Origin of the sequence: Vibrio tarriae (assembly GCF_002216685.1) — a bacterium.
In the GTDB taxonomy this organism is placed as follows: domain Bacteria; phylum Pseudomonadota; class Gammaproteobacteria; order Enterobacterales; family Vibrionaceae; genus Vibrio; species Vibrio tarriae.
The window spans coordinates 2629286-2643130 of the sequence record NZ_CP022353.1 but is presented as its reverse complement, the minus strand read 5'-3'; the positions used below and the strand labels follow the sequence as shown (position 1 = coordinate 2643130).

The window sequence follows — 13845 nt, the reverse complement described above, 5'->3', positions numbered from 1 at the left end:
ATGAATTTTAAATTATAATATCCGGATGTCAATATGATTAAATTAATAAAGAGATATATTCCAAAAGGAATTAAAATCAAAATAATAAAATTTAACCAAATTCTGTCAAATCCTACGTTTATTTATTTAAGATTTAAAAATAGTATTTTTTCCAAATTAGAGGAAATGGCTTTTTTTTATCAATTAAAAAGAATGATATATATCTACTCTATACGGAGTAAACATAAAGAATTTTTAAAGAAAATAGAGAAAAAAAGTAAGGTTAAAATTGTTTTCTTAGTTACGCACAGGAGTGTATGGAAAGTAGATTCAGTTTTTAGGAAGATGTTACTAGACCCGTTTTTTGAGCCAATAATTTTAGTTTGTCCATATATACAGTATGGTAGAGATAAAATGTTGGAGGAATTAAACCTAGCATATGAATATTTTGAAAATAAAAAATACCCAGTAATAAATTCTTATGACGAGTTAAATGACTCCTGGATAAAAATAAAAGATCTTAAACCGGATCTTATTTTATTTACTAACCATCATAATATAACTAAACCTGAGTATTATACAGAAATATATGAGAAATATTTAAGCTTTTATATTCCATACTATTATATGGCAACAGATCACGCTGGTGATAAAAATGAAATATATAATTCAAAATTTATATTAGAGATGTTCAAAGTTTTTTGGCCGGATAGTTACCATTTAAAATGTCAGAATAAAGTAGCAGGATATCATATAAAGAATGGTTTCGCTCTGGGTTACCCTGCTTCAGAAATTTTTATTAATGATAATTTTAAGTATTTTAATGTGTGGAAACCGCAAAAAGTCTTAAAAAAGAAAATAATATTCGCTCCCCACCATACTATCGAGAAAAATAATAATTCCTTATCTTCTTTTTTAGTGTTGGCAGATTTTATAAAAAAGTTAGCTATTAAATATTCCGACAGTGCTCAATGGAGTTTTAAACCACATCCTATATTAAAGTCAAAATTGTACGAACATGAGGATTGGGGGGTTGATAAAACCAATGATTATTATAATTTTTGGAAAATGAATGACTTTACACAATTAGATGAAGGTGAATATGAAAGTCTCTTTTACTATTCAGACGCTATAATTCATGATAGTAGTTCATTCCTTGCTGAGTATGTTTTTACTAATAAGCCAGCACTTTATTTGATGAATCCTGAAAAGATTAACTCACTGGTAAATGATTTTGGTAAGATTTTCATTTCATATTATATTATAAGTGATAAAAAAGAAGTAATTAGCAAGTTTGTGCATGATGTGATAGAAGGTAATGTGTTGATAAAGAAAAATAAAGAGCTAAGAAAATATATACAGCAATACTACGCTGATAAAAAACCTTCAGATTTAATTGTTGAAGAAATAAAAAAATCTCTCACGGTCTCTTTATGAAAAAAATAGTAATCTTAGCAGCAGGTTTACCTCACTTAGGAATTGATCCTACTCTGTCAAAAGTTGTAAATGGTACCACAGTTTTAGACTGGCAACTCAATAGCCTCAGATCACTATCAGCAGATGTTGACGTTGTTCTTGGATTTAAAGCAAATGAAATAAAGCATGATTTTCATCTCCCAGTGAATTTTTTGGAAAATAAGGATTGGGAAAAGACTAAAAGTGCAGGTTCATTACTAATGGTTGATTTAGCACAAGTAGATGAGTTATGGATAAGTTATGGTGACGTTTTATATCATTCTCACATAGTGGATATTCTCTCTAGAATGGGTATTGAAACCGCTATTGCCTATGATAGTGATTGGCGAACTCGCTACTTGGCTCGAGAGCAGAAAGATATTAATGAATCAGAAAAAGTTATTGTTTCAGAAAATAGAGTACAGAGTTTAGGTAGTAATATAGAGCTCGATTGGGCTACAGGTGAATTTGTTGGGCTAGTATGTATGCGAGGTAAAGCCCTGAATCTCTTAAAATCAATTCAATCTGAAAACAATAAAATTTATAAAAATTTTACTTTACCGGATCTTCTTGAGTTAATTCGAACGAAAGGTATCGATCTAATAGGGGTTGATGTAAAGGGGCAATGGGCAGAATTGAATGAACCGCGTGATTTAGCTCATTTTGTAATGGGTACTAAAGCAGAAACCCTCGCCCGATTGAGAATGATGTTAAAGACTGCCGTTATACAAGATCAAGTATCGTTTAGTGTTGCTGACTGGAAATGTAAGAAAAATATTTTTATCAATAAAATACAGTTAATGTTCAAGTGTGAGAATTTAGTCGTCCGCTCTAGTGCGTGTAGTGAAGATTCATTTAGTCAATCAAATGCAGGAGCATATACGAGTTTATTAAATGTTAAAAATGATGCAAAGAGCTTAGATAGTGCAATAGAGGCTGTTATTGCTTCGTATCATAATTTGCAAGATGAAGATCAGGTTCTAATACAGCCAATGTTGACTGATGTAATCATGAGTGGTGTTGTTTTTACACGTACCTTAGAACATGGCTCTCCATATTTAGTTATTAATTATGAAGAGTCTGGTTCTACAGAAGGTATTACATCAGGAAAAGTAACTAAAAATACTGTCTTTTATTTTTATAAAAAAACAAATATTGATTTAGTTTCATGTGCAAAAATTAAAAAGTTACTTATTGCAATCCAAGAAATAGAAGCATTATTAGGTTACGATGCGCTTGATATTGAATTTGCAATTGATAATCAAAATGATGTGCATATTTTTCAGGTTAGGCCTATTACTTTAAGTCAAGAGTTTTCTGAACATTTAGATATTCGTGTGACTGAAAAAATTAAACAAGCCCGTGATTATTATTGCCATTTACAAGTTTCTGATTCTTCCCTATTAGGTAGTAAAATTATTTTTGGAAACATGCCAGATTGGAACCCGGCAGAGATAATTGGTACCAATCCTGGAGAGCTTGCATATTCACTATATAAGTATCTAATTCTAGATGATATATGGGCTGAACAACGTTTTGAATATGGCTACCGAGATGTGCGTCCCTATGGCTTGCTCAAACGTTTTGCTGGTAAACCATATATTGATGTTCGAGCCAGTTTTAATTCCTTTATTCCTCAAATATTACCTAATGAACTCGCTACTCGATTAGTTGACTTCTATATAGATTGGCTTGTGACTCACCCGCATTTGCATGATAAAATTGAGTTTGATGTTATACCAACATGTCTTAGCTTGAATTTTGGACGTTGGGAGAAACGCTTAATCGAACAAGGTGAATTTTCATTAAAAGATGTCAAGTTGCTCAAACAAGGTTTGATTAATATAACGAATAATGGAATTTTGAGAGTTGAATCTGATCTTAATAAAATAGAACTACTCTCTAGTAAGCTTAATTACCTATTCTTGACTGAAACCACCTCACTTGACCAGATTAAAGCCTTACTAGATGATTGTAAGCGTTTGGGCACTTTACCATTTTCTCACTTAGCGCGAGCTGGCTTTATTGCCGTAAATTTTCTAAAAGATGCAGTGTCAATTGGCTTAATCACACTAAGAGCTCAGGAAGAGTTTCTATTATCGCTCAATACGGTTTCACATACACTATCTGAAGATGCTAATAAGGTTCTTCATAAACAACTCTTGTGGAGTGAGTTTGTAAAAAAATATGGTCACTTAAGACCTGGAACATATGATATTACCTCACAAGCTTATCATGAAGATCCTACTAGTTTTCTAGCTCCTATAGTTGAGCATACGTCTTTATCATCCCAGAAAAAAGCTAGCACACATTTTTGGGATAAAGAAAAGATTCCATTTTTTAATGAATTGCGTAAGCTAGGCATTAATGGTTCAGACAAACAATTAGAAAGTTTTATGCGTTCAGCGATTGAAGGTCGAGAGAAAGCAAAGTTTATCTTCAGCCGAAGTCTGTCTAAAGCGCTGGATGGGATTGTGATTTGGGGAGAAAAAAATAAATTATCGCGACAAGAGTTAGCAGAGTTACCAATTACATATTTACTGAGTTTCCTTGATCAGAAAATAATGTCGTATGAACAGTCGGACATACTACGTAGTCAAGCAAAATTAAATAAATCTGAAAGAATGCTTAGCCAAGCTTGTGAACTGCCGCCTTTAATTACTTCTGAACAAGATTTTTTATTTTTTACTCTAAATGAAAGCCATCCTAATTATATAAGTTCAAAAAAAGTTTGTGCTCTAGTTTTAAATTTGAAAAATCATACTAAAGAATTAAATGTCAAAGATAAAATAGTGATGATTCCTCAAGCAGATCCTGGGTATGATTGGTTATTTGGTCAAGGAATAGCAGGTCTTATTACAATGTATGGTGGAGCAAATTCTCATATGGCAATTCGTTCTGCTGAATTTGGCCTACCTGCTGCGATAGGGATTGGTGAGAATTTGTATAGGAGATTATCTCAAGCACATAAGCTAGAATTAGACCCTTCCAACTCATTAATCAGAGTGATTTATTAATTATGAAGCGAATAGGAATAACACAACGACGAGATATTATTTTGGGTGGTAAGGAAGTGAGAGATGCGCTAGATGTTAATTGGGCATCTTTATTGTATAAAATAGGATTGTTACCGATTCCCCTTTGTAGTGAGATAGAAAATCACACTCATTATTTTCAGGCATTGGGGTTAGATGGTTTCATTCTTTCTGGGGGCAATGATATTGGAGAAATGCCCAAGCGCGATGAATTAGAACTGGCCATACTCGAGTACTCCAAACAAAATAGTCTTCCTGTTTTAGGTGTATGTAGAGGTATGCAATATATTAATAACTATCAAGATGGCTTATTAGTTAAAGTTTCAGGGCATGTTGCTATTGATCATACTTTATTAATTGGGCTGTTGCCTGTACAACTGGGTATTACTAAGATAAATAGCTTTCATAACTTTGCAATAAAAATAGAAGGGCTAGGCAAAGATTTGATACCACTAATGGAAACAGAAGATGGTGTTATTGAAGCGATTAAACATAAAATATATCCATGGCTTGGTATTATGTGGCATCCTGAGCGAAAAAGTACACCCGATAGTTGGGACGTACAAATTATAAAATCCCATTTTTTATTGGAGGCAAAATGAAAATTATCATTCTAGCCGCAGGTCAGGGTACTCGGCTTCGTCCTTATACAAACGACAGGCCTAAGTGTATGGTCGAGTTAAGTGGAAAACCATTATTACACCATCAGTTAGATATCATGTGTATGTTAGGCATAGACAATAAGGATATAGCTTTAGTTGGTGGTTATCTGCAAGATAAAATTATTGCTCCCAGTATCAAACAATATCGCAATGAAAATTTTGCAGAAACTAATATGGTGGAAACTCTATTTTGTGCTGAGAGTTTCATGAAAGATGATGAAGACTTAGTCATCGTCTATGGTGACATAGTCTATAAGTTAGAAGTGTTACAATCCTTACTCAATACATCCGGTGATGTAGTTATTACAGCTGATTTAGATTGGGAAAAACTATGGTCACTCAGGATGGAAAATCCATTAGATGATGCAGAAACTTTTAAAACAAACAGTATGGGATTTGTCTGTCAGCTAGGGAAAAAGGCCAAGTCTAAAGATGAAATTCAAGCTCAATATATAGGCCTTGTCAAAGTCTCTGCCGGAAAAATTAAGGATTTTATAAATTTCTATCATTCGTTAGAACGTGCGAAAGTCTATGATGGAAAAAATTTTGAAAACATGTATATGACTAGTTTTATTCAAGCTCTAATTGACAATGGCTGGAATGTTAAACCTGATTTTATTAATAATGGATGGGTAGAGGTAGACACAGTGGATGAGTTAAAACTGTATGAAAGAATGGGTCTTTTTAAGAATTAATTATGTTCTTTGTAAGCATAAAAATACAAATGGGAGTTGAGTGTTATTAATTTTCTCTCTTGATTATTCTAATCTTAAAATGAACCCTTAAATAAAGCAATAGTTTCCATAACATTCCTTATAAAGGTTTGATTATATTTAAGAGCTTGGATTGATTTTTGGAATGGCGTTAATGTTTGTTATGAAAATCATTTGTTTTTTTGATTTTTATGGAAAATTGTATGAGTTATTTTAAATGTGATGATAAATACCAAATACTTTTGGTCTTGATTTTTTTTATCCTTTACTTTGTTTGTGTTTTAGGGAATGTAAGTTCTGTTGAGTTTATGGGAGTTGATGAACATTCCATTATAGATTCTATTAACGGTCTGACATCACATTCATACTACAATATGAATGCTAATTACCATTCACAATACTATGGATGGACTTACTTTTCTCTAAACTTCTTTATTGTAGGTTTTGCGAAAATAGTTGGAGTTTCTGAACCTGTTGCTATTAACATTATTGTAAGAGCAACTCACTTTATTATTGGATTGTTTTGTGCGATATCGATGCTATTTTTAAGCAGGAAAATATTTGATTCTTTCTTTATCGCCTTTATCATAACTGTTGCATTTATAACAAATCCAATGTTGTCTCATTTTCTTAATGAGATTCATCCAGAATCGTTGGGTCTATTTTTACAGATTGTCTCAATTCTATTATTTGTCGATATTTACCAATCAAAGTCGATAGGTGGTAATAAATTTATTTTGGCAATTATATTTTTATCATTGTCTAGTTTATGTAAACAGGCATTTATTATTTCCAATTTCTTCGTTGGTATAAATTTCTTGTTTTTATACTTTATTTCTATATATGAAGTCGAGAGGAAAATTGGATTTTTTGAAGTAAGAAAATCGATTATAAAGGCATTTGTTACTTTCTTTGTCGTTTTTTTTATTGTACATCCTTTTGCTTTTATTCAACCAGAAAGGTTTTTATCGGCTCAAGCTTATATAAGCGATGAGCATTCTAGTAAAGCATTCTCAGATGTATTTCCTCTTTGGATGGACGTGTTATCTAACAATCCTATTGTTGTATTGAATGCACTGTTGGTTTTTTTTGTGCCATTTTTTTTTAAAAAGCATAGTATTTTAGCACTTAGTCTGATATTTTCGAATTTAGTTAGCGCTATCTATATTTATAAGGCGAGGCTTTGGATTGCTGACACCTATTTATTGCCAGTCTTTCTTTTTTCATTTTTAAATGTAGCCTATTTTTTTAGCGAATTCATATTTGTTAAGTTATCGAAGACTTTTTATTTTATTAAGGTTTTTGTGCTGGTAATAATATTGTTAATTCTTTGTAATAATATTGCATTCTCAATTTATAAGCAACAGTCTAGATATTTCAAAGAAGAATTAAGAACGAAAAATTTAAGTTGGAACTTTCTTGATAAATTTAATCAAGGCATTAAAGTGGCTTACTCACCAAATGTAGCAATGCCAGATAAGTTGAAGAAGACAGGATGCCATGCCTGGCAAGGATGTAATGATATTGATAGCTTAACTAAATATTCTCCGGATTTAGTTGTGATGAGCCCTGATTATCCCCATTATAATCGCTCTGATTATGAGCGCTTTGTTCGTGAGAATGGCTATAATTTAGTTCAAGTTTTTGATAAAGAACCGATTGAAAGGACTGTATGTGCAATACCAAATTATAATGAAAAAAGATTATATATTCTTGCTGTCTTAGATATTTTTAACTCAACAATAAATTGTGTTAATGCTTATCTTGAGATGTTGGATGATTACAAAAAAAATCGAATTATTGATGGTGAGAAAATTTTAATTTATGCCAAGCCTGAGTGATTAGAATATGTCTATTAGTGTATCTATTGTTGTTCCGGTTTACGCCGGAGAAAAATACCTAGATTCTCTCGTTTATGAAATAGAACAAATTAGAAAGAAATGGATATCAGAAGAATTCCCTTGTTATATTTCTGAATTGATTTTCGTCGATGATGATTCTAAGGATGGTTCATGTGAGGTTTTAAAAAAATACGAACAAGTCGAATGGATTCATATTATTACGCTAGCTAGAAACTATGGTCAGCATCCAGCGACTGCTGCAGGCATTTCTTATTCGTCTGGTGATTGGATTGTCACCTTGGACGAAGATTTGCAGCATCACCCCAAGCATATTTTAAATATGCTGAAGCTGGCAGTCGCTGAATCGGCAGATGTTGTTTATACCAATTCTACTGAAGCGATACACAAATCTCCCTATCGAGATTTGTCGTCTAAATATTATAAGAAATTGATGATGTATCTGACAAAGAATAGGTATATTGGTAATTTCAATAGTTTCCGATTAATTCGTGGTAGTGTTGGTCGCTCTGCCGCAGCAGTGTGTAGCCATGATGGCTATCTTGACATTGTGATTTCTTGGTTCACAAATAAAGTATCTGTTTATAAAACGACTATGCTTGATAAGCGATATGTTGAAACTGGTACTTCTGGTTACAATCTAAGTCGCTTAGTTTCTCATGCAAGACGGCTAGTCATGACGTCTGATGCTAAATTATTACGTTTTGCGGCTATTTTTGGTCTAGTTATGCTTGTTGTTAGTGTGTTGATGGCTTTCTATATTTTGTTGAATAAAGCTTTTGATCCCGAAAGTATTGGTGTTACAGGATGGACATCTCAAATTGTGACTACGTTATTCATTGGTTCGGGCCTTGCGATTACATTGAGTGTTATTGCGGAATATCTGGCAGTAATTGTTCAACATATTCACGGTAAACCGACTTACTCTGTTGTTGACCGTTCTAAAGATGAAATAATTCGTGAGTTCTTCAAGGAATTGTAATCGTGTATTTCATGTTTTCAGAAAATCGAAATAGTGCAGTTATTTTGGTAGGAAAAGGCCTAGTTGGTGATTCTATTTATACTAATCTTATACAACAGGGGTATTATCTTGAAGAATCTCATAGGTTAGACTGGTCTAAAACGGAATGTATCAAGCTTATTTCAGCATTCATCAGTCATAAAATATCTATTATTGATAGGGAGTGTCAGTTGACCGTATTATGGTCAGCAGGCAAGCTAGGATTCAGTGCTACTAATGATGAAATAGTGTCAGAACAGAATGTTTTCATGAATTTGTGTCAGTCATTGTCTAGGTTGAATTTTGTAGAAAAAGTAAAACCTCGGTTTGTTCTCTTCAGTTCTATTGGTGGTTTGTTTGAGGGACAAAGTGCTATCAGTGATTGTTCTTCACCAAATCCTCTTCGTCCTTATGGCGTCCTTAAACTTTATCAGGAAGAAACCGCGCAACGAGTGATGACAAACTTCCATGTTATCGTGTTACGGTTATCTTCGGTGTATGGCCCTATACGTAAGAACTTACGTATGGGATTGATACAGGTACTGATTTTAAACGGACTACAGCGAAGTAACTCGATGATTTTTGGTACACTAGACACGTTGCGGGATTATGTATTTGTCGATGATATTGCCCGCTTTACTGTTGATCTCGTAGGTCGTCGTTATTTTGAAGGAAAAGTGTTTCATCTGGTGTCTGGGAAACCTAGCTCAATATTGCAGATCCAGTATATTGTTGAGCGTCTGATCTGCAGGCCATTGTTGCTATCCTTTTCTAAGGAGAAGCAAAATGCTTTGGATATTCCTTGTGTCAAGAACAGCTATGCAGGCCTATGGCTACCTTCTTCACTGGAGGTTAATATTAAGAAGATTTACGTTGAATGGTTAAGTCACAATGATTAGTATCGAGAGTAAATTTATAAGATTTGTCATTGTTGGGATTACAAATACAGCGATATCTTATGTTTCATTTCTTTTATTAAATATGATATTTGACTATCAGGTGTCTTATGCACTTTCTTATGGTTTAGGTCTGATATCATCTTACATATTGAATGGTAAATGGACATTTTCAGCTAGGTTAGGTTATTTAGCTTTGCTATGCTATCCATTAGCTTATCTGTGCCAATTCTTTGTGGGATTTTTTTCTATGAAGTTAGGGGTGGAAAGCTATTCTTTGCCTGAATGGTTGGCATACGGTATTTCATTGTTAACTTCAGTTCCGATTGGTTTTATTATTACCAAATACTATTTTAAAGTGGCAAATAATTGGTTTAAGTTTTGATATGTATCGTAAAAAAATACTAATTACAGGGGCTAGTGGATATATTGGTTCTCATCTAGTTGAGCATCTCAAAGCTCGTGCCAATGTTATTGCAGCATATCGTCAGGCACCTGACAATATGGAAGGTGGATCTTTTGTTGTGGGTAATATTTCAGGGAGTACTAATTGGGGGACAGCTCTTGAAGGGGTTGAATCAATTGTGCATTTGGCTGCCTTAGCTCATAACAGGCTACCTAAAACTTTGGATTGCACGAAGTTGCTCATGGAAGTGAATGTTAATGCTGTGGTTAATCTATTTAAGCAATCTGAAAAGGCAGGAGTAAAGCGTTTTATCTTTGTTAGTTCAATTGGTGTTATTGGAAATCAGACAAAAGATATTCCATTTGATGAAGAATCAGAATGTAATCCAAATGAACCTTATGCGTGTTCTAAATATGAGGCTGAGAAAGTATTAAGGAAACTAGCTTCTGAGTCTACTACAGAACTTGTTATTGTTCGACCTCCATTAGTTTATTCACCTTCAGCACCTGGAAATATCGCTAAGTTGACTAGGTTTATGAAGATTTTTCCAATACTGCCGTTTGGCTCTGTAAATAACAAAAAAAGTTTTGTATCGATCGAAAATCTTATTACCTTTCTTGAACTATGTATTTTCAAGCCTGAAGCCGCTGGACAGATTTTTGTCATTTCTGATAATAGAGTTTGGAGCACAAAACAGTTGATTCAGGAATTAGCGCATGCCCATGGAAGAATGGTTATTTTAATCCCTGTCCCGGTAGCTTTACTGCGTATAGGATTGAACATTATTGGTAGAAAATATCTTTCTAATCAAATTCTTGGAGACTTATTGGTAAATAACGCTAAAGCTCGTACAGTATTATCATGGATGCCGCTTGAATGAAGTGACTCGATAAAGTGCTTACATTCTAGTAGGTGCTTTATTTATTAGATAAAGTTATATAGCCTGTGGGAGCTTCTAGAATCACTTTTTTAATTCCATCTAGGTCAAACTTGTGGCAATAATCTTCCAACTGCGATAGTACTATTTTCATCTCTTCCCAGTTTAATTTTTCTTCACATGCCGTCATTATTTTTGGATGAGACGTTCCTTGTACGTTGCCTCCAATTAATAATTCCTCATAGAGTTTTTCACCGGGACGAAGACCTGTGAATTTAATCTCGATATCACCCTCATCACCTTTTCCATCATAAAACTCTTTCATACCCATTAGATGGATCATACGTTTCGCGAGATCAATAATTTTAATTGGCTCTCCCATGTCTAGAACGAATACTTGTCCATTTTGCCCCATAGCACTTGCTTGGATAACGAGTTGGGCTGCTTCCGGAATTAGCATAAAGTAACGAGTTATATCAGGATGAGTCACCGTAACTGGGCCACCGTCTCGAATTTGTTTTTTAAAGAGGGGTACAACGGAGCCTGATGAACCCAAAACGTTACCAAAGCGTACCATTGTAAAATTTGTATCCGTTTTATTTTCCGCTAGAGCTTGGAGCACTAGCTCAGCCAGCCTTTTGCTAGCTCCCATAATATTAGTGGGACGAACTGCTTTATCAGTTGAAATTAAAGTGAAATTTTTTACGCCTGCATCAATAGCTGCATAGGCACAAGCATACGTACCAAATACATTATTCTGTATTCCTTCGATGATGTTGTCTTCTACAATCGGTACATGTTTATAGGCTGCTGCATGGTATAGCGTTTCTACGTTATAGGTAATAAGTAACTTATGTACTCTATGTTTCTGCTGCACGGATCCTAAGGCCGCAATGATATGCGTATCAAGTTTCAGACTTTGCTTAATTTTGGCTAATTCTTGGTCGATTGTATAAAGATTAAATTCATTTAATTCAAACAAGACAAGAGTCTGTGGCCGCTGAAGAATGATTTGGCGACATAGCTCTGAACCAATTGAACCGCCAGCTCCTGTGACCATCACAGATTTTCCTGTGATATTTTTCTGTAGAAGTTGAATGTCAGGATCGATAGGAGCTCGACCAAGTAGATCTGCTACATCTAAATCTTGTACATCAGTTGCTTTTGCTCGTCCAGCAGCAATGTCTTCAACCGATGGGACAGACTGAATTTCAATTGGCCAGTGTGAAATTCGCTCAAGCAGTTTCAAACGAGAACTTTTTCTAATGTTATTTATTGCTATTAGCAGTTTTACTGGTTCATAAAGATTTCTGAGAGAGTCAAACTCACGGCTGTGATGTACTCGAACACCAAAAATAATTTGTCCCGCTTTAGCTGGATCATCATCAAGGAAAATCACAGGATGATACTCGTCACCTTGTATTAAGGCATAGGCTAAATCGCGCCCTGTGGCTCCAGCACCATATATAAATACGTTGGGTTTTTGTCGTTTATAATGGTGGTAGTAAATAGTGCGGATAAAAATCCGTGGCCCGCCTAAAGTCAGTGTAGCCAGTCCAGCATAAATAAACGGGACACTACGAGGAATGAATGCCTGAAAGAAAAAACCGCTAAGTGCAAGAGTTACTGCCGAGATAATAACTGATAAGAAGATATAACCGATTGCAGGAAGCATCATGTAACGCAATATCGCTCGATACATGCCTAGTTTTATAAAACAGTATAAAGTAACACATATAGTGGTCGCCATGCTAAGTAATTCAGGCCAACCAAAAACAAGTGATAAAGTGTCTAGGCGTAATGCAAAGGCAGCATAAAGGGAAAACATCAGTGCGAGTACATCGTAAAGTAGAGTAATTATACGCTTATGATGACGTTGGGCATTTAAGAGTAATTGAATCGGAGTAAACATTGCGTTGCAGCTTGCCTTATAAACCTGCCAACCCAGTAGGTTGATCTTGTTTGGTGTTATATTATATTGTGCGAATTGTAGTTTGCTTGCGAGACGTTTACCAGACTCATGATGTCGTGCGTTGACGTAGCTCTGTAAAATTGGTGGTTATTGTATGGTTCATGATGTGTTGCCATCACCCCAAAGCTGCAGGGGAGATTTTTTAAGTTTCAGATAACCACGACGTTTCTTTGACCACTCTTCTTAGAACTATCGCCCAAGCAATGCAGATTCGACCCCGATTATTACCCATTCCACAAATCGGACTGCAGTGGTTACTGAGGCTATTGGGTAAGCCAGAGCTGGGGCAGCGCTTATGCGATAACCTACAACTGGATATCACTCATACCCAAAAAACACTACACTGGTCGCCACCTGTGAGTTTCGAACAGGGCATAGCGCGCACGGTAAATTTCTACTTATCTCAATCATCTAAGTGATAAAGACATGGTTATTCGATTTCTTGATTTTATTTTTGCTCTAGTTGGGCTGTTGTTACTCTGGCCTGTGTTACTGATTGTGTGCATTTTGGGCTACTTTGATACTGGCTCCCCTATTTTCTGCCAACAGCGAGTCGGTAAGAATCAGCGCCCATTTACCCTCATTAAATTTCGAACCATGCCAAAGAATACGGCGTCGGTGGCAACCCATTTGGTTGGCGCTTCTTCTGTGACTAGGCTTGGTCAGTTTCTGCGCAAAACCAAGCTTGATGAGCTTCCACAATTGATCAATGTGCTTAAGGGGGAAATGAGCTTAGTTGGGCCTCGACCTTGCTTGTTTAATCAACAAGATCTGATTGTTGAACGAGAATCCCGTGGGGTGTTTACCGTTCTCCCTGGCATTACGGGGCTGGCTCAAGTAAACGAAGTGGATATGTCGACACCGGTAAAGCTTGCAGAGCTTGATCAACAGATGATTCAAACGCTGAATTTAAAAAACTACTTTACGTATATCATTCAGACCGTTTTAGGCAAGGGAGCGGGTGATCGTGTTAAACCATAACAATCAAGCC

At 35.1% G+C, this 13845-nt stretch carries 11 protein-coding genes and 1 pseudogene; 11 read left to right on the top strand and 1 reads right to left on the bottom strand.

Features of this window, described 5'->3' with window-relative positions; all coding sequences use genetic code 11:
• Window positions 1-33 precede the first annotated feature (33 nt).
• The 9 genes from CEQ48_RS17870 to CEQ48_RS17830 all read left to right on the top strand — a co-directional run bounded on the left by CEQ48_RS17870 (window position 34) and on the right by CEQ48_RS17830 (window position 10885).
• Entirely contained in the window at window positions 34-1416 is a 1383-nt protein-coding gene (locus CEQ48_RS17870; RefSeq protein ID WP_089072137.1) for a hypothetical protein, read from the top strand.
• Window positions 1413-4451: a PEP/pyruvate-binding domain-containing protein gene (locus CEQ48_RS17865; protein ID WP_089072136.1), complete on the top strand. Its 3039-nt coding sequence runs from the start codon at window positions 1413-1415 to the stop codon at window positions 4449-4451. Before CEQ48_RS17870 ends, CEQ48_RS17865 begins: the two co-directional genes overlap by 4 nt.
• A 2-nt stretch (window positions 4452-4453) precedes the next feature.
• Entirely contained in the window at window positions 4454-5071 is a 618-nt protein-coding gene (locus CEQ48_RS17860) for a gamma-glutamyl-gamma-aminobutyrate hydrolase family protein (RefSeq protein WP_089072135.1), read from the top strand.
• Window positions 5068-5826, top strand: coding sequence for a phosphocholine cytidylyltransferase family protein (locus tag CEQ48_RS17855; protein WP_089072134.1), 759 nt, complete (start codon window positions 5068-5070; stop codon window positions 5824-5826). Before CEQ48_RS17860 ends, CEQ48_RS17855 begins: the two co-directional genes overlap by 4 nt.
• A 221-nt stretch (window positions 5827-6047) precedes the next feature.
• On the top strand, window positions 6048-7685 hold the full coding sequence (locus tag CEQ48_RS17850) for a DUF6541 family protein (protein WP_089072133.1): 1638 nt from the start codon (window positions 6048-6050) through the stop codon (window positions 7683-7685).
• A 7-nt stretch (window positions 7686-7692) separates the two neighbouring features.
• A complete protein-coding gene (locus tag CEQ48_RS17845) occupies window positions 7693-8685 on the top strand; it encodes a glycosyltransferase (RefSeq protein ID WP_089072132.1) in 993 nt (330 codons plus the stop codon).
• 11 nt (window positions 8686-8696) lie between these two features.
• Window positions 8697-9602, top strand: coding sequence for an NAD-dependent epimerase/dehydratase family protein (locus tag CEQ48_RS17840; RefSeq protein ID WP_146779277.1), 906 nt, complete (start codon window positions 8697-8699; stop codon window positions 9600-9602).
• On the top strand, window positions 9595-9984 hold the full coding sequence (locus CEQ48_RS17835) for a GtrA family protein (protein ID WP_089072130.1): 390 nt from the start codon (window positions 9595-9597) through the stop codon (window positions 9982-9984). The genes CEQ48_RS17840 and CEQ48_RS17835 overlap by 8 nt, the downstream gene beginning before the upstream one ends.
• Before the next feature lies 1 nt (window position 9985).
• Entirely contained in the window at window positions 9986-10885 is a 900-nt protein-coding gene (locus CEQ48_RS17830; protein ID WP_089072129.1) for an NAD-dependent epimerase/dehydratase family protein, read from the top strand.
• Between the two features lie 37 nt (window positions 10886-10922).
• Here the strand turns inward: CEQ48_RS17830 and CEQ48_RS17825 are convergent, their stop codons facing one another.
• Entirely contained in the window at window positions 10923-12794 is a 1872-nt protein-coding gene (locus CEQ48_RS17825; protein ID WP_089072128.1) for a polysaccharide biosynthesis protein, read from the bottom strand.
• A 161-nt stretch (window positions 12795-12955) separates the two neighbouring features.
• On the opposite strand from CEQ48_RS17825, the pseudogene CEQ48_RS17820 reads away from it, so the two are divergent.
• Both CEQ48_RS17820 and CEQ48_RS17815 read left to right on the top strand, forming a co-directional pair.
• Window positions 12956-13273, top strand: a pseudogene (locus CEQ48_RS17820) (UDP-glucose 4-epimerase); the annotation flags it as partial.
• A 7-nt stretch (window positions 13274-13280) separates the two neighbouring features.
• Window positions 13281-13835, top strand: a complete 555-nt coding sequence (locus CEQ48_RS17815; RefSeq protein ID WP_000236732.1) for a sugar transferase — start codon at window positions 13281-13283, stop codon at window positions 13833-13835.
• Window positions 13836-13845 lie beyond the last annotated feature (10 nt).